This window comes from Mesorhizobium kamtschaticum (assembly GCF_056174585.1).
In genome coordinates this window covers 3130869-3149234 of the sequence record NZ_CM149691.1, presented here as the reverse complement: position 1 = coordinate 3149234, position 18366 = coordinate 3130869, and the positions used below count along the sequence as shown (strand labels likewise).

At 60.8% G+C, this 18366-nt stretch carries 8 protein-coding genes and 1 pseudogene; 4 read left to right on the top strand and 5 right to left on the bottom strand.

All coding sequences use genetic code 11. The annotated features are described in order from the left end of the window. Nucleotides 1-3: 3 nt before the first annotated feature. The 3 genes and pseudogenes from AC0V7N_RS15315 (at nt 4) to AC0V7N_RS15305 (ending at nt 3231) form a co-directional block, all read left to right on the top strand. The gene (locus AC0V7N_RS15315; RefSeq protein WP_475453809.1) at nt 4-1197 is read left to right on the top strand and encodes an IS91 family transposase; all 1194 of its coding nucleotides are present in this window, start codon (nt 4-6) and stop codon (nt 1195-1197) included. A gap of 469 nt (nt 1198-1666) precedes the next feature. Next, on the top strand, nt 1667-2083 hold the full coding sequence (locus AC0V7N_RS15310; RefSeq protein ID WP_475458855.1) for a hypothetical protein: 417 nt from the start codon (nt 1667-1669) through the stop codon (nt 2081-2083). Nucleotides 2084-2275: 192 nt separating this feature from the next. Next, nucleotides 2276-3231 (top strand): annotated as a pseudogene (locus AC0V7N_RS15305) (IS481 family transposase). A 211-nt stretch (nt 3232-3442) separates the two neighbouring features. Here AC0V7N_RS15305 and AC0V7N_RS15300 read toward each other — a convergent pair. The 5 genes from AC0V7N_RS15300 to AC0V7N_RS15280 form a co-directional block, all read right to left on the bottom strand. Next, nucleotides 3443-3922 carry a cupredoxin domain-containing protein gene (locus AC0V7N_RS15300; protein WP_496627937.1) on the bottom strand — a complete coding sequence of 160 codons (480 nt, stop codon included), beginning with the start codon at nt 3920-3922 and terminating at the stop codon, nt 3443-3445. A gap of 166 nt (nt 3923-4088) precedes the next feature. Beyond that, complete coding sequence (locus AC0V7N_RS15295; protein ID WP_475458851.1) at nt 4089-5387, bottom strand: HlyD family type I secretion periplasmic adaptor subunit; 1299 nt, start codon at nt 5385-5387, stop codon at nt 4089-4091. A 16-nt stretch (nt 5388-5403) separates the two neighbouring features. After that, nucleotides 5404-7821: a cadherin-like domain-containing protein gene (locus AC0V7N_RS15290; protein ID WP_475458849.1), complete on the bottom strand. Its 2418-nt coding sequence runs from the start codon at nt 7819-7821 to the stop codon at nt 5404-5406. A gap of 10 nt (nt 7822-7831) precedes the next feature. Then, nucleotides 7832-9631 carry a type I secretion system permease/ATPase gene (locus AC0V7N_RS15285; RefSeq protein WP_475458846.1) on the bottom strand — a complete coding sequence of 600 codons (1800 nt, stop codon included), beginning with the start codon at nt 9629-9631 and terminating at the stop codon, nt 7832-7834. A 78-nt stretch (nt 9632-9709) separates the two neighbouring features. Continuing rightward, nucleotides 9710-17143: a peroxidase family protein gene (locus AC0V7N_RS15280; protein WP_475460341.1), complete on the bottom strand. Its 7434-nt coding sequence runs from the start codon at nt 17141-17143 to the stop codon at nt 9710-9712. Here AC0V7N_RS15280 and AC0V7N_RS15275 point away from each other — a divergent pair. Beyond that, nucleotides 17051-18211 carry a hypothetical protein gene (locus tag AC0V7N_RS15275; protein ID WP_475460697.1) on the top strand — a complete coding sequence of 387 codons (1161 nt, stop codon included), beginning with the start codon at nt 17051-17053 and terminating at the stop codon, nt 18209-18211. The two genes, AC0V7N_RS15280 and AC0V7N_RS15275, sit on opposite strands and share 93 nt — an antisense overlap. Nucleotides 18212-18366: the final 155 nt, after the last annotated feature.

Genomic DNA, 18366 nt, shown 5'->3' with positions numbered 1-18366 from the left:
GCCGTGCGCGCCTCGATCGAGGTCGCGGACATCTTCCGTGCTGCCGGACCCGCTTACCGGGCCGCCCATGCAGGTCACCTGAGCCTCGCCCAGCTCAAGGTCATGTCGGCGATCGAGTATTGCCGCACCGCAGCCCTTGGCGGTCACGTCGAGGCTTGCGAGGACTGCGGCCAATGGCGGATCGCCTACAACTCCTGCCGCAACCGGCACTGCCCGAAGTGCCAGGGCGCGATGGCACGGACATGGTTGGCCGAGCGCGAGGCCGACCTGCTGCCGGTCGGCTACTTCCATGTCGTGTTCACGCTGCCCGCCGAGGTCGCCGACATCGCGTACCAGAACAAGGCGCTCGTCTACGACCTGCTGTTCAAGGCGGCAGCGGAGACGATGCTGACTATCGCCGCCGACCCAAGACACCTCGGCGGGCGCATCGGTATCACCGCGGTGCTCCACACCTGGGGATCGGCGATGACGCACCATCCGCACCTGCACATGATCGTGCCGGGCGGCGGCATCGCGCCGGACGGAAGCCGCTGGATATCTTCTCGGTCGGCCTTCCTGCTTCCGGTGCGCGTACTCGGCAAGCTGTTCCGACGGCTCTTCCTCACCCGGCTGGTCGCGCTACACGACGCAGGACGGCTCGCCTTCTTCGGATCGATGGCGCACCTGTCCGCGCGGCAGGCATTCGTGCGGCACCTGTCGCCGGTCCGCAAGAAGCGCTGGGTGGTGTACGCCAAGGCGCCGTTCGCCGGGCCGGAGGCGGTGCTCGCCTATCTGTCCCGCTATACCCACCGGGTTGCGATCTCGAACCGCCGCCTCATCCGGTTCGATGAGGCAGGGGTCACGTTCCGCTACAAGGACTATCGTCGTGACGGCACCGATCGGCAGCAGGTCATGACGCTCGCCACCGACGAGTTCATCCGCCGATTCCTGCTCCACATCCTGCCACGTGGCTTCCACCGCATCCGGCACTACGGCCTGCTCGCCGGCTCCGCTCGCAAGACCAGCCTCGCACGCGCCCGCGAACTGCTGAACGTCGTTGCGCCGTCGGAGGACGACAACTCGGTAGAACCGACTGATTTCCGTCCGCCATGCCGGTGCTGCGGCGGAAGCATGATCATCATCGAGACGTTCGAACGGTGGCGACAGCCGCGCGGACCGCCGGACACCACGGCGACGAACCGGGAGAACTCTCCATGACCCGGCATGGCATGCTCCAGCCTTCAGCCGCAGGCACTCAGCCTCCGGCAACGGACCCACGCGTGTCCATGGTCATTATCGACGCCGAACGGGTCGCGTCCGGCCGCGCGACGAGCCGACAATACCGCGTGACTGAAAGGCGAAACGGTCCGTCCGCATCAAACCCGCCACTTCCCAGCGGCGGTCGCGCCATCGCCGACACCAGCCGAAAATCGAAATCCCCATAACCATCGCCTGTGGCCCGCGGGTTCCTTCCTCGGGGACTTTCGTACGCCTGCCGGCGCCCGAAACTCTTCACGGAAGCAGAACGACAGTTTCTGGTGGCGGACTAAAGCTAGCGGACGTCGCGCTCTTTGCGGCCGTCGATATTAAATCTTGCGGTCGCTGCCCTCAAATGCTCACAGGCCTTTTCAACCCGGGAACTGCAGGTTACCAATCACTGTTCGGCAATTGCTCAGAAGGCACAAGCATGAATGAGGCCCTTGGGTCCTTACAAGATTGGTTCTACCAAGTGGCTTTGCCTGTGATTTCATGGTGGCTGGGCTCGATCATTGCCGGCGTCGCAGCGTCGCCGGCTATTGCTCTGGTTTTGCTGCTGGTGTCGATCCTGTGTGCGGGGCTTAGCAGAAGCATCTCCATCATGATCTCTTGCCTCGTCTTCAGCGCCATTGTCATTGCATTGCACGGCCTTGCCCCGACGCCGCCGTTGAAAGGCGGGCTGATAATGGTGGCGGTGTTAGGCTTCGGATTGCTGGCCGTGGCATTTTACCGTGAGCGGGGTAAGGTCGACAAAATGTACCAAAGGCTGGAAGCTGCCCGTAAGGAGACTGAAGAAACGAGGCTCCTTCTGGACAATGAAATCAAATGGCGAAAAGCATCGGAATGAAGCTGCCGCCGCTGTTGGCGGACCCAACGTGACGCGCTAGCCTTGGGCCAGCCCTGCAACTTGCGGCTCGTCTACGAGTCGGACTAGCCGATCGCGGCCATTGGCTAGCTGTGAGCTTTCGGGAGGTTGTCCATTCGGACCGGACCGGGGAGACTGGAGTTACCAGGCTTCAGCACTCACCGGAGGGTCCGAATGAACATCCACAAGAATGCCCGTCTCACGCCGCTGCGTCGAGAGGAGATGGCGCTGGCGGTGATAGAGGGCGCTTTTTCCAAAGCCCATGCGGCGCGCGTCTATGGCGTGTCGGCCAAGATCGTGGCGCGCTGGGTCGAGCGCTATAAGGCCGAAGGTCGGGCCGGCACGGTCGACCGTTCCTCACGGCCCGCCCATATGCCACAGGCCACCGCTGAGTCGATCGCCGAACGCATCGTGGCGCTGCGGCGGCAACGTTGGACCGGCAAGCACATCGCCAATGAGGTCGGTGTCTCGCCCGCTACCGTCAGTCGGGTTCTCAAGCGTGCTGGGCTGTCGCGGCTCAAGGATATCGAACCGGCCGAACCGGTCCGGCGCTACGAGCGCGAGCATCCCGGCGAGATGATCCACATCGACATCAAGAAGCTCGGCCGTTTTGAGCGCATCGGCCATCGCATTACCGGCAAACGTACCGGCAATGCCAGTTCGCGCGGCAGCAGTTGGGAGTTCGTCCATGTTTGCATCGACGACGCCTCCCGCATCGCCTTCTCACAGATCCTGCCCGACGAGAAACAGGAGAGCGCCATCGCCTTCCTCAAGGCGGCGGTGGCCACTACGCCAGCCTCGGCGTCACGATAGCCCGCGTCATGAGCGACAACGGCTCCTGCTACATATCGAAGGCCTTCGCCAAGGCCTGCCGCGATCTCGGCCTCAAGCACGTCAGGACAAGACCCTATACGCCCAAGACCAATGGCAAGGCTGAGCGCTTCATCCAGACAGCACTGCGCGAATGGGCTTATGCCATCGCCTATCCGACTTCAGATCACCGCGCCGCAGAGTTGCCGGTCTGGCTGCATCGTTACAATTGGCACCGTCCCCACGGGAGCCTAAAGTCCAAAACACCTATCAGTCGCCTCGATCTAACCGAGGACAACCTGTTGAGGCTCCACAGCTAGCTAACGGCTGCTTGCAGCGTTTAGTCGCGACCGTAGGTTGCTGAGAACGCCAGGGGCCGAGGAAGGCCGGCGATGGCAGCGATAAGGGTGCACCAGTTCACCCCGATCGCCCATAGACGACTTATTCAAGGCTGTATCGATCAATCTTCGTTCATGGCTCGCTTCACCGAACGGCGATAAGTTGGATCGCCAGTGATGCCCTCCGAATAAACTATTCGGCCGTCACCACAGACCACATGCCGCCCATGTAGTGTCCAGGGATATTGCAAAACAGCACGTAGGTTCCGGGCTCCAGCTTGAGGTTGACAGAACCGGATTTGCCCGGGTCCAATTCCGGCACTTCGCCAAGGGTTTCAAAAAATTCTTCTTCCACCTTTGCATTTGCCGAGTCATAGGGAGGAAGCTTGCTTGCATCAACTTTGGCGACAACCATTTCGTGGACCATCGATTTCGAGCTGTTGGTAACCTCGAAGGTCACCTGGCCGGCTTTGACGCGCTGAGCGTCCGGCGTGATCTTCAACGTTGCCATCTTCATATTGCCTGTGTTGCCCATACCGAGATCAGTCGCCATGCGGGCGTCGTCGCCCAGATCTGAGAGCTTGATCCGAATGAGATCACCGCCGGCATGTGTAACGACCGTACTTGCCAAGAGGGCACTTGCGAGGAAGAGAGGCATCAGACTCCGTGACATGACTTTTACTCCTAGGGTTCTTGTTGCAACGGCCGTTTACTTTTCCCTAATCGCGCGAGACACAGGGCGGTAGACGCTTGGGCGTTGGTAGCTATCAGGGCGTCGCTAATCACCCCGATCACCCGTCGCTCCAAAATCAATGACGACGTGTTCAAGACTGTTTCGATCAATCTTCGTTCATGGCTCGCTTCATCTGATCGGTGAATGGCTTGACAAGGTAGGAAAGCGCGGATCTTTCCTTCGTGTGCAGGAAGACTTCAACCGGCATGCCTGGCACAAGTTGCTTGCCTTCCAGGCCGCTGTCATCGACGATTGCAATCGTTGAAAGATAGTAGGCCTGACCAGTCTGCGCGTCGACACTCGCAGCCGCTCCAACAACGTTCACGCGCCCGTCTATCTCTGGCGTGGTGCGCTGGTTGAACGACGAGAAGCGCAGCCTGACATCCTGGCCTGTCGATACTTGGTCGATATCAGTAGGTGCGACCCTTGCCTCGACGACAAGCTCGTCACCGCGAGGCACGATTGACATGACGGTTTCACCGGGCGCAATCACCCCACCAACCGTGTGAACCTTGAGGTCGTTGACGGTACCCGAAATCGGCGCCCGCAATTCCATGCGTGTGAGACGATCCTTCGCAGCGACGATGCGCTCGTCCAGCTCGGCAACCTTCGCCTCGACGTCGCGCAATTCGCGCTGGGCATCGGTCCTGACCTGCTGGTCGATCTCGATCATCTTCAGATTGACCTCGCTGATCTGGCCCCTTGCCCGCGCTATGTCGGACTCGACCTCGGCGATATGGCCGTCGATCTTTACCTGGTCCCGTTCCAGCGTGTGGGTCTTGTCGCCTTCAATCAGCCCCTTGCGCAACAGAGGGGCCAATCGACCGATATCTTCGGCCACAAGGGTGCGTTCACTCCTGCTTGACGCTTTTTGGGCCTCCAGACCTCTGATCTGTTCCTGAAACTGTTCGATCTGCGAAGCCAGTTGCGCCTTCTGGGCCATACGTGACGCCCGGTTGTTGGCAAACATCCGCTTTTCGCCATCCACGATAGCCTGTGAATCGACATCGGCTGCAAAATCGAACGTGATCTGGCCCATGTCGTCTCGCTCTGCGCGCAGACGGGCGGAGCGCCCTTGAAATTCCAGGAACTGCCCGCTCAACACGCCCAACTCCGCCCTGGTCTGGGTCTCGTCGAGACGGATCAAAACGTCACCCACTTTCACCGCGTCGCCATTAGCGACTTCGATCGCGCCGATGATGCCACCGTCGCGATGTTGAATCATCTTCAACTGCTTTTTCGCGGTGACTTTGCCCTGTGCAACAATCGCACCCGATAATTTTGCATTGGCCGCCCAGCCTCCACAGCCAAGAACCAAACCCAACGCAAGGAGGCCCGAAACCACCACCCGTGAGTGGATCGCGTATTGTGGCCGGCGCGATTTCTTCTCGATATTCTTGTCCACGTTTTACCCCTGTCGTCTACGCGGTCGCCAATGCCGGACTAGGCAATACGGCGTCGTGTTTTGCTTCGAGAATGAAGTCCTGTGCAGTCAGTTCGTGATGGCCGTCCAGGACCAAAGAGAACTCGTCGTCCGGGTCGCTGTCGAGATTCCCGGAGACGACCGTGACTTCGTGATCGATGTCGAGCATTTGATAGTTGAAGGTCACCGCCCCAAGTTCGGCCGGTGCCGCCGAGGCTGCGCCGGCAAAGAATAATTTCTGACTGGCGAAGTCATTGTTGTCATCGGATATGCGCGACAGATCAATGCGGTCTCCGGTCTGGAAATCCATTATCAGGTCGAGCGGCCCGCCATGGTTGGCAAGAGACTCGAGCGATCGAAACACGAAAATGTCGTTGCCGCCGCCGCCAACCATGACGTTGACGGCGTCATTCGCCACCAGCGTATTTCGCCCATGGCTGCCCACGATGCTCTCAATTGCAAAGACATGGGCCTCTTCTACGCCGTCCAGGAAGACGAGCCCATCCTGGAGATCCACGATGGCGTCAGCCGCGTTGGCCGAAAGATCAAGCGTGTCCTGCCCCTCGCCGCCATCCACGATATCGATCTGGAGGTCGTTGCTTAGATGAATGACGTCATTGCCTGCGCCGCCGTCGACATGGTCGAGACCTTCACCATCGCTTAGATGATCCATACCATCGCCGCCGTCCAGTGTGTCGCCACCGGCACCTCCGACCAGCGTGTCATCACCCTGACCGCCATCCAGCATGTCGTTGCCGTTGCCGCCGTCCAGCGTATCCGCGCCCGCACCGCCATGCAGCTCGTCGGCGCCGTCGCCACCCAGCAGTTGGTCGTTGCCGTCGCCACCGGCCATTACATCGTTCCCGCTGCCCCCGATCAGTTGATCGGTCCCGGCACCGCCATCGAGGGCATCGTTACCGTCTCCGCCGTCCAGCGTATCCGTTCCCGCATCGCCATGCAGATCGTCAGTTCCGTCGCCGCCCAGCAGATGGTCATTGCCGTCGCCCCCGGCAATTGCATCGTCGCCGCTGCCCCCGATCAGCAGATCGGTCCCGGCACCACCATCTAGGACATCGTTGCCGTCTCCGGCGTCCAGCGTGTCGTTGCCGTCTTCGCCATAGAGGGTGTCATTGCCGGAGCCGCCGTCGGCCACGTCATTGCCATCGCCACCATGGATCTGGTCATTGCCTTCGTCGCCAAGAAGCAGGTCGTTGCCGGCATCGCCATACAGGGTATCGTTGCCCTCGCCGCCGAACAGGGTATCGTCGCCACGGCCGCCAAACAGGATGTCGTGTCCGCGGCCACCCCAGATAACGTCGTTGCCGTCGCCGCCAATGAGCCGGTCATCGCCATCGCCGCCGTGAATCGTATCGTTGCTTTCGCGCCCGTACACGACATCATTGCCGCCGCGGGCGTCGATCAGATCATCGTAGGGTGTTCCGATCAGTACATCGTCGCCTTCGGTGCCGGCTATCGATTCACCGGCAGGTTCCGTGACTTCGAGATGAGCGCTCTGCTGGATGGTCTCGGCACCGTCGCTGATCTGATAGTGAAACGTGACGGATCCGGTCTGGTCTTGCTCGGGCGTATAGAGCCAGCGTTCCAATCCGATACGCTGAAGTTCGCCATGATCGGCCTCCAGCGAGCGCACGATCAAATTATCGCCGTCGGGATCGCTGGCGCCGTTCAGAAGCTCCCCCATGGTGATGATGACCGACAGGTTCATCATGCCGTCGGAAAGAAAAACCGGACCGGTCAAGACCGGCCGCCGGTTTGTTCTTGTCGACCCTGGCGAACCTTGACCTGGGTCGGATTGCCCCGGCTGATTTCCCTGTCCGCCACTGCTGCCGCCCTGGCCGCCGGAGCCCGACCCGCTGTGGCTGTTGTCGCCCCCGCTTTGGCCTGGCAAAACGCCGCCGGGAGGGAGCGTTCCCCCGCCGTTGTCGTTGCCAGCAACAGGTGGCGGCGGGCCTCCGTGACCGCCAGGTCCATGGATGCTGTTGCCGACGCCACTGCGATGGGTCGAGTGCAGTCCTTGCACGCCCCAAGGCCGACGTGGCTGCCAGACATCGAAATTGAGGTCGGGAACATTGACGCTTACAGGTTCGGCGAGACTTCGCAGAAAGTCCGCGACTTCGCCAATCTTCTGGATCTGCGTCATGACCGGGTTATCTTCAACGTCGGATGACTGATCGCTGTGCTTGGTGTTCTGGTCGGAATGTTCGCTGGGGTGCTTGTCGGAGCTGTCCTGGTCGGTCTCGAACATCTTTTTAAGAAGTGCCGCGAATGCACCGATCAAGAACGGAAGTGCCGAGATCGAATTGACGCGCGAGCGCGACTCTCGCAGCGCAAAGCGGTTCTTCGGAGCGTCAAGCTCCTCGTGGTTGGGCAGTCCAAGTGCGAGCCGATCGTCCATTTTGCGCTCGTCAATCCTTTTGCGCGGCCGCGACGGCCGACGCGGCGCCCATCTTGCCGCCAGAGCCAGGCATCGGGGCGGCGCGCACCTTGCCGTCCGAGGCAGGCATTGGCGCGACGCGCGCGGGTTCGCGGATCAGTTCGTCCTTCGGGCCCATCGCCACGAGCTTGCCGTTCTGTATCAGCCCGACGAGATCGACTGCTGCCAGGGCGCTTGGGCGATGGGCAATCACAATGGCGATGCCACCACGCTGGCGAACGCCCTTGAGCGCCTCCGTCAATGCCGTCTCCCCTTCGGAGTCCAGGTTGGAATTCGGCTCGTCGAGCATGACAAGGAAAGGGTCTCCGTAAAGAGCCCGCGCAAGGCCTATGCGTTGGCGCTGGCCGGCCGACAGGGCTGTGCCGTTCGGCCCAAGTTCTGTCTGGTATCCCTGGCCGAGCCGGACGATCATTTGATGGACACCCGCAGCGCGCGCAGCGGCAACGATCCCGCGTGCATCGGCTTGCGGGTCGAAGCGCGAGATGTTCTCGGCGATCGTCCCCTCCAGCAGCGATACATCCTGTGGCAGATATCCGATAGCGGCGCCAAGTTTGTCGCTATGCCATTGATCGAGGTCGGCGTCGTCGAGCCTGATCGAGCCACGCAGCAGCGGCCAGACACCGACAATGCCTTTGGCCAGCGATGTCTTGCCGCCGCCGCTCGGGCCGATCAGTCCGAGAGCGTCGCCAGCCTTGAGTTCGAAAGAGACGTCGCTCAGAAGAACCGCTCCGGTATGGGGCGCAACGACAGTTACCTTTTCCACTTTCAGCGTTTGGCGGGGCGCTGGAAGGTCGATGATGTGGGACTCGTCACTCATGGCCGCAAGGGTTTCCTTCAGGCGGCCAAAGCTTCGGCGCGCAGCGACGAAACCTTTCCAGTTGCCGATGGCCATGTCGATGGGAGCAAGCGCGCGCGCGGAAGCGACCGAACACGCGATGATCGAACCCGCGGAGAGTTCGCCCTTCATGGTCAGATATGCGCCAAGGCCCAAAAGCGCCGATTGCAGCATCATGCGCAGCACCTTTGCCAGGCCGCTGAGGGACCCTGTCACATCGCTGGTCTTGGTTTGCAAATGGAGATGCTTGTCATTGGCGGCTTCAAAGCGCGTCACAGCACGGGAGCCGAAACCCATGGCTTTGAGAATATCGGCATTGCGCGCATGTGCGTCGGCGATGTTGGAACGCACAATCGCGGCGCGGTGCGTGTCCTTGGCGACATTTCTGGTCAAAACTTCGGTAACAACGGTCAACGCGATTAGGACTATGGCGCCCGCAACTGTCAGCAGTCCAAGCATGGGGTGGAGGAGATAGACAAAGCCCAGGAACAGCGGCATCCATGGCAGGTCGAACAAGGCGATAGGGGCCTGGCTGGATATGAAGCCGCGCACGGTATCGACGTCCCGGCCTCGCTCGAGCGCTTCTGATGTGGAATAGCCGTAGCGCGGCATCTCGATCACCACCTGATGAGCAAGCGGGGCGAGTCTGGCGTCGAGGCGCGCGCCATAGCGGACCAGAATCTGGGACCGCAACACGTCGAACAGGCCTTGGAAAAGGTAGAGACCAATGGCCAGCACCGAGAAGGCGACGAGCGTAGGCACGCTGCCACTGGGGATAGCCCGGTCGTAGATCTGCAGCATGTAGAACGAGCCAGTCAACGCCAGAAGGTTGATGACGCCCGAAAGGCAAAGCAGAAAGACTGCAAGCCCTCGATAATTGCCGATGTATTGCGAGACATCAGGGGCAGCACGGGTGCGTTTCTTTTGGGTACTCATGAAAGCCAATCCCAACTACATTGAACAGTTTGCGGGCTTCAGCGGCCGCCGAGGGGCTCCCCTCGGCGGCCGGCACGTTCAGGCGAGCTTGAACGAGCTTCCGTCCAGGTCGTGGTGACCGACAACGTCGATGCTGAAGTCGGCCACGCCGTCTCCGTTGATCTCACCCTTTACCAGCGTGTGTTCGCCGTCCGCGGCGGTCTGATAGCTGACCATGACCTGGCCCGCCGAAGTGAATCCGGCTCCGGCAAAGAGGACGAAGGACTGGTGACCCGCGGCACTCGTGTTGGCGTCGATCATTGACAGATCGATCTTGTCGCCGGGCTGCAAGCCTACGATCGTATCGCCATTGGCGTCGCCTGCCGACCCGAACACGAAGGTATCGCTGCCAAGGCCGCCATCCATGATGTTGGCGGCGTCGTTGGCTATGATTGTGTCATTCCCTGAACCGCCGATGACATTCTCAAAGCCGAACACCGTGTCCTGGCCGCTCTGCGCGCTTGAGACACTGCCGTGATGCAGCAACCCGTTGCCCAGATCGATCGTCAAGCTGGCGCTGATGGCCGAATAGTCGAGCGTATCCTGGCCATCCTCGCCCCAATAGACGTCGTCTCCGTCACCAACGTTGGCGATGACGTGATCGTCGCCGGTGCCGGCATACACGGTGTCGTTGCCAGATCCGCCTTCGATGACGTCGTTGCCCTCATCGGCGAATATCCGGTCATTGCCGCCGTCACCGAAGATCATGTCATGTCCGGCGCCACCGAAGATATCGTCGTTGCCGGCGCCACCGAAGACAACATCGTCGCTTGCGCCAGCCTTTATCAGGTCGTCTCCGGCACCGCCAAGCAAGGTGTCCGCGCCGTCATTGCCCAAAATGACGTCATCGCCATAGCCGCCGCTCAGCACGTCCGCACCGAGCCCGCCGATCATGACGTCGGCACCATCAGTGCCGAGATGTGCATCACCTCCCAACACCGGCGCACCCGCGCCGTCGCCTTCACCACCGGCAGCTGCCGTCAGATCCAGCGAAGCGGTCTGGTGGACGGAAGCGTGGCCATCGCTGATGTCGTAGCTGAAGATCACCTGGCTGGTGTCGTCGGTGGCGGGTGTGAAGGTCCAGCCATCCGGCCCGTGCGTGACAGTTCCCGAAGACGGCGTGAGATTGGTAACCGTCAGCGAGTCGCCATCGGCGTCCGAGGCTCCGGCCAGAAGCACAGCCGCGGCGAGCAGCAGCGGTGTGTTGGCGCCAAGCGACGGCAGGACGATGGGTCCGTTCACGACCGGCGCTCGGTTCAGGTGCTCGTCGTCGTCGTCTTCTTGACCGTTCGACTGCTGGCCGCCGCTGCTGCCATTGCCCGGGTCGCCACCGGGCGCGCCGTTTACGTCGGACCGGTTGACGACGTCCTGAGGGCGCATATCACCAACGACCTGGCCGGTCGCATCCGTATTGAAGACGATGCGGTGGGCGGAGGTGAGGCCAGAAATGTCGACCATGTCGCCACCGTCAGCGTCGTTGATGGTGATCGTCGAGTAAGCCAAGTTGGTCCCGTTGAAGTTGCCAATCGCGGTAACCGTGTCGTTGCCTGGCCCGGTATTGATTACGATCTCTTCGACGTGAGCGAGTTCGGCGACCACCGAGCCATTTCGAGTGACCACGATCTCGGTCCCGGCGTGCAGGCCGGTCAGCCCCGCGTGCGCCGCGCTACTGCCGGTTCCCGGCCCCGCGCCGTCCCAGTCGTCGGTGTTCGAGTAGATGGCAAAGGTTTCGCTGACGTCGGGACGAGCATTGGCCAGATTGGTGTTGGTGTTGCCTTGTCCCACACCCGTGACCGACGAATTCAGAATGAAAGTGTCGTTGCCTGCGCCGCCATCGATGGAATCGCGGCCGCCGGTGGTTACGCTGGTGGTGAAAGTCCCGTTGTTATTGCGCGTGACTGTACCGCTGACGTTCCAGGCGATGAAATCATTGCCGCCGTGCGCATTGATCGTATCGTTCCCGCTTCCGCCGACGAAGATCTGACCTGCGTCGGTCGTGCCGTTTAGCGTGTTGCCAGTCTGCTGGACGACGTCGACGAGCGGGCTTTGTCCGTTCACGGTGTAGTGGAACGAGCCGCCTGGCGGATTTGCGTCCGTGATAGTGACCGACTGGCTCCCGTTCGGGTGGGAGGACGTTACGCCACTGTTGGTCGACGTGCCTGAGATCGTGAGGACCGTATCAAGGTCGACATCGTTGGCCAGCAGCGCCGCGTCCGGGACGGCGAATGCCGTCGTTCCCGTGTTGGTGATGATGGTATCGTTGCCGGCAACAGTCGGTTCATCGATGGCGGTGATCATCACTGTCGTGGTCGCGACGAGGCTGTCCTTGAGGCCGTCGCTCACCGTAACGTCGATATGACGGGTCGTGTCGGTGTTGTAGACGGTCGGGTTGTGGTTGGTCGGGTTGGTATAGGTGATCGCTTTCAGCGCCAGTTCGTAGGCAGCGGTCGAAGCGGCGCCGATCAGGGTCACCGTGTGTTTGTCGGCACTTAGAGTAGCGGTAATCGTTCCCGGGACAGCACCAATATTCAACTGATCTCCCGCGATCGCGTCGGTGAGAACGATCTTGGCCGACTGGAGATTTGTATCATCGGCATCGGTGATGTGAGGCAAGGTGGTAAGGGCCGCGCCCGTGGCCGATCGCTCGGTGTAGGCTGCCGTGTTGTTGTTGCCCTGGGCCGAGTCTCCAACAAAGTTGACGCGAACATTGTCGACCCGGAAGTAGTCGCCATTGTTCAGGCTCGTGACCGCGAAGCGTATTTCCGAGTCCGCGGTCATGGTCTGTCCGGCCAGACTGATGGTCTTCGTGCCCGTTGCATCGGCGCTGCCGTAGGTCGCAACCGTGACAAAATTCGTTCCATCCGAACTATACTGCAACGCCAGTGTCTCGTTGGCGCCGATGCCGTTCTTTGACTGCAGATCGAAAACTATACTTGTCGGCGTTGCCCCGCTTTGGCCAACACCACGTGTGATCTCGGCGCCATCGCCGCTGCCGAACTGCAGGACGCCGCCACTACTGGTGCTCCTGGTGATCTGGCCGTTGTTCGACGAGGAATTGTTGCCATCGTTCGATTCTTGCCAGCTGCCATTCCAGTTCACACTGCCGTTGTTCTGGCCGTAGGCATTGTTGTTCGAACCGAACGCATCGAGCGTGTTGCGGGCAACCGGCACGTAATTCAAATCCAGCGTTGGCGCTTTATCGAAGTACGCCGCTGGATTGATGGTCTGGTCAGAGAATTTGAAGTTTTCCACGCCGATTACCAGATCGGTGCCATCGGTCGGAATGAGCTGACCGTTGGCATCCGTCGCCAATGGATCGCGGTGGTCAGCGACCTTGATAGCGGCAACGCTTGCCCAGTTGGCGTGAGGGTTGACGACGACTGCGCCGTGCGCGTCGACGGCCGTTAGTGTGTAATCTGACAGATTGCCCGTGAACACCGCCGTATCGCCGAGACCATCGGCGCCGCCATCGCCCAGCACCGTGTCCTTGAACATCTCGGTGCGCAGCAACTCGGTGAAATGCTTGTCGAATTCCTTGGTGGCGGCACCGCCGAGCAGGCCTGCATGGCTGCCGACATTGTCCAGCAGGGTTTCCTGATAGTCGACACGGTGCGACGCGCCCTGGTAGAGGGCGTCCTGCAACTGATCGGCGGCGGTGGCTCCGATGTTGTTGTTGTTGTGGGTGTAGCCCGAGTTGTATTTGCCAATCAGAGCATCGAGCCGGATAGAGCCGCCCACGATCACGTCGTTGCCGCCGGCGCCAGTCAGCATGTCGTTGCCGGAGCCGCCGATCAGCCAGTTCTCACCCTTGTCGAGGGCGGCATTGGCGAGGCCCGCGTCACCGGCCGAGTCGCCGGTCAGCGTGTCGTTACCGGCTGAGCCGATCAGGCCTTCGGTCTGGAACGCGGCTATCTGCTTGGGAATGCCATTGACGTTGACGGCAGGGTTCTGCTGGTCGGCCAGGTTGAACGTCACGCCACCTGGGCGCACGGCATTGTCGCTGAAGTCGATCAGGTCGAAACCGAGCGTCCCCGGCTTGTTGCCCTCGTCGGTGACGCCGTCGCCGCCCAGCACCTCATCGGTGCCGATGGTGAGGGCTCCGGTGGTGTCGCCGGGACGGATGATGTCGTCACCGTTGCCGCCGAACATCTGGTCCTGGTCGGCCCCGCCGACAAGCACGTCATCGCCATTGTCGCCGTAGAGGATGTCGCCGCCACTGCCGCCATCGACATAGTCGTTGCCGTCGCTGCCGTGGGTGAACGGGTCGGTGTCCTGATCGCCGTAGATGCGATCGTCACCGGTGCCGCCAGACAGCTTGTCGATGCCAATGCCGCCCGAGATGTAGTCGTTGCCGGAGCCGCCGATCACCTGGTCGCTGCCGTTGATGTCGGAGCCGCTGGACTCGCCGTAGAGGAAATCGTCGCCGGAGCCGCCGTCGATCAGGTCGGGGTTGTCGCCGCCATAGATACGGTCGCTGCCATCGCCACCGTAGAGACGGTCGATGCCGTAGCCGCCGTAGAGCGTATCGTTGCCGCCGTCGCCGTAGACCGTGTCATCGCCGCCTTGCGCGTAGATCAGGTCGTTGCCCGCGGTGCCGACGATGACCTCGTTCGACTCCGCACCCGAATTGGGCGTCCCATCAAGGTTGACGCCATCGTTGAAGACCACTGATCCGGTAGTCAACTGGATGTCATCGACCAGAATCTGCTGGCTGCCGCCCGCCGAGTTTTGCTGCACCTCGATCCGCAGCTGGAAACCCGCATAGGCGGCATCAATCGTACCGGTGTCCAGTGTAACATGCGACCATGCACCGTTGGCCGGCGTCGGCAAGGCCAGTGAATTCAGCACATGAGTGGTCACGCCGTCTGTCGCGATCAGGCGTACCTCGCCGCCAGGCCAGGCCAGGTCCGTCCGGTCGCCCACATTGAGACCAAGGCTGAAGGTCTGACCCGCCGTCAGGATCTTGCCTGTGTCCTGGGACAGGATTGCCCCGCTATGCAGCCAGACAACATTACCGCCGTTATGGCCGGCGGGATTGCTGATCGAGCTAACCGGGGCGAACAGACCGCCAACGCCGCCTGTGATTGTCCAATTGCTCGGATTGCCTACCGTGTAGTTTCCGAGCGCATCTACGATCACGCCCGGTGCGCCAGTGGCAAGCGAGTCGACCTCGAAAGCGGCGTTGGTGAGACTGACTTGGAACTGGGTGCCGTTCGCCAGCCGGGTGTCCTGGACATACTGAACGCCACCGATGGTCACGACATGGCCGTCGTTCAGATTCCCGCGGCCGCCGTTGGAGTAGACGCCCATCGTTCCGTCAGCGACTGCGGCAATGTCTCCATATTTGTGCTCATTGCCGGTGGTCAGAGTTTCGGCGCCCGTTGCCACGACCTCCTTCTTTGCGCCGAGATCGACATATTGATCGGCATATCCAAAGATGTTGCCGTTGAGGTGCGTGAGCCCGGTATTGCGCTCGACGATATCCTTGAGCTGGCCATTGCCGACCTCTTCGGCAAACTGCTGACCGGCCAGACGGAACAGATAGTAGAAGCGGTCTCCGTCCATCAGCGATTCGATCTGGTTGACGAACACCTTGTCGAAGGTCTCGCCGAGCAGGCCGCCAGGCTGATGGATCTCGGCGAGACCCCCAAGCCAGGTGTCGATCTGGTTGAAGGCTAGCGCACCGGCGCCACCGACGGCTTCATCCCCGTTCAAGAAGCCGTACGCTTGATCCAGTGTGAAGCCTAACGTGCCGACGGCTATGGTGCCCTCGACAATGCCAAGGATCGCCTGCGCCTTAGCGAGGTCACCATCGAACGCATAAGCCGCAATGAAATTTGCCAGCGACGTCGGGTGCTGCATGTTCTGCCCGAAGTCGTTCCAGCTCGTATACTTTTGAAGGCCGATCGCTTCGCGGAAATCATTCAGAGTGGGGATACCGACATCGCGGCCGCGCGCGATGTTGATGGCGGCGAGATCGAGCGGCTGCCCAAGCAAGCCCTGGTTGAGGGCCGGGGTGATGAATTCGTCAACCTCGTTCATCTGCTGATGCGTCATGCCGAGCGCGATGGCGGCTGGGCCGATGTCCGCGTATTTTTCCGGGCTGAGGAAGGCTTCCTTCAGCGCGTAGCCCATGATCTTGCCGGTCAGTCCGTGGCTCGGATCGATGGTGTCGATCGTCTCGCGCAGGGTCGAGTGACCGAAGCGGAACGCCGCCTGAGAATACTCCAGCGAGACCGCGGAATTGACGCTGGATGAATATCCAACAAATTCCTGGATGTTGGGCGTCACGTTGCGGGCATATTGGTCAACCGCCGCGTGCTGGTATTCCATTTCGACGACCAGCTTGGCTGCGTTGAAAACCTTGTCCTGGTCCCAGGCGATGCTGTTGTCGGTATATACGAAATCTCCAGTCGCATTCATGTGGCCCGTGTCGACCTGAAAATCATGAAGACTGGCGTGGGTCGGGTCACCCGAGACCACATCTTGCCGATGCAATGCGTCGATCAGGTTCTGCACCTGATAGTTATGCTCCTCATGGAAGACGTGATGGATCGAGGTGAGGCCGAAATTCTCATTCACGCGGCCGTCGCCCGCGACATAGTGGTCACCAACGGACGCCAGCAGGATTTCACCCACAGCGTTGTGCACCGCGCCGGCAGGCGCCGTGATGCTGAAATCCGCAAAGTTGACGAATGGATACAGCGCGCTGGCACCCGAAAGCGTATGGGGCGTTCCCGGCGGGGAACCGACCGGCAAGTTTTCCATGTAAAGCGTCAGCTTGTGTGTCGTGGGATCGATGCCAAAGGACGAAGTGGCCCCAAACGTGCTCTTGACGCTGGCATCAATCGTCGCGATGGCGGCATCGACCTTGGCCGACTGCGCGGAGTTGCCGTAGCTGGCCTCGCCAATGCCTTGGACGCCATCACCATTGATGTCGTAGAAGCCGTGCAAATGGCCGGCATCAAAGCGCGGGTTCATGTCGAGCAGCAGCGCAGAGCCGCTCGTGCCCGCAATCACATGTCCGCTCGCGTCGCGGTTGCGCAGATTGGATACGTCTTCCCAGGTCAGGGCGTCTCGCCCGGTTGCCTCGACGTGCGCCCGCAGTTCGTCGAGCGTCGGTAGGGTGTCGTTTGTCGATGTCCCATCGGCCCTCGTCCACACTGTCGCCAGCGTCGTGCCGTCAAACAGCTTCATGCCAGCATGGAAGTCGGTCGTAGAAGCCGTTGTCGGATCCGGCACCCACTCGCGCAGCAGGTTCGTCAGTTGCTCGTGCGAGCCATAGGTCTGGCTCTGGTCGATGAACGGCGAGGTATGGTTGACATATTCCGGACCATTGGCGTCGACGGTTTGCACGGTCGCGCGACTGATGGTGATCTCGTGCACCGGCTGCCCGTCGGGACCGGCCATGCCATAGAGCGGATCGTCGGTCGCAAGCGCGATCTTGATCGTTGCGCCGGACGATTTGTCGATGAAGTCGAGGCCATGGTCGAAGAACTGCCCGAACAACACGAAAAAGCCGTTGGACGGCGACACGCCAGGGTTCAGGCCACCAATGAAGTGATCGTCCTGACCGGCGGACGCGGCAAGCCGCGCTTGAGGGTCGACCTGACCGAGACCGCCGTCGGCGACGGTAGCCAGCTGGCCCCAGTCGAGAACCGTGGCGACGCCGTTGCCGTCATAATAGATTTCGTTCGACGTGTGGCTGGCCGCGTCGGGATTGGGCGTGGTTCCGTCCGGCATAAATTGGTGATTGGCCCATGTGTCATAGGTCACGCCTGCGGTCGTCGTCGCAAGGCTGATCATGCGCGGTGTGTAATCGACTACGTTCGGAATGTTGATCGCGGTTCCATCAGTTGCGTGAGAGTCGCCGGGCTGCACGGCCGCCGTAGTATCCAGTGTCACGGCGTAATTCGTATTCGCGATGCCGCCGGCATTGAAGGTGCCGGTCGGCGTTCCGTCGGTCGCACTGCCGTCGCTGTATTTGCCGTAATACTGCTTGGCTGCGGCATATGCGTAATCAGCCACTGCCTGCAGGATCGGCGAGTAATTGGCGTAGTCCGCAGCAGCCGACCGCGTGAATATCTGGTCAACAGCGCCCCACTCGGCGTTGATGAGCGACAGGTTATTGTTCAGCCCAGTGACGTCGCGCAATCCGGCGAGGTCGGTGACCGACTGGTAGGAGGTGCCATAGGCTGCAATATTGGCACTCACGCTACCAAGATTGGCATAGGCAACGTGCTTGGAATTGTAGACCGTACCAGTGCCGTCCCAATTGATGATGGCATTGCCGAACTCGTCGAACAATGGAAGAAAATTCAGCTGGTCCAGAATGAACTGGATATCCGTCTGGTTGATGACGAACGGCTTGAGCGTATAGGCCATGGCACAACTCCTCCCTTACGCACACCAGACGATACCGGGAACGTCCAGCGCTGTTGGATCTGTCGGTCTTGCGAGGAATTTGTTTGTCTCGGCTCGAAATTCGCTACCACGCTATTTCAAGCTGAGCCCTGGCATCCGACGTTAACTCTTCCTTAAGGATGCCGTAGCGATGGATATTTGCCATGGTCCGAGGTCGAGCCAATTCTTCGGACCTTGGCAAGTTCATGTGAGCATTAAGTCTGGTTGCGAGCCGGACTAAAGTCGGGATTGATGCTGGTTTGCCTGGAACCGCAGGCGCCGAATAACCAGCC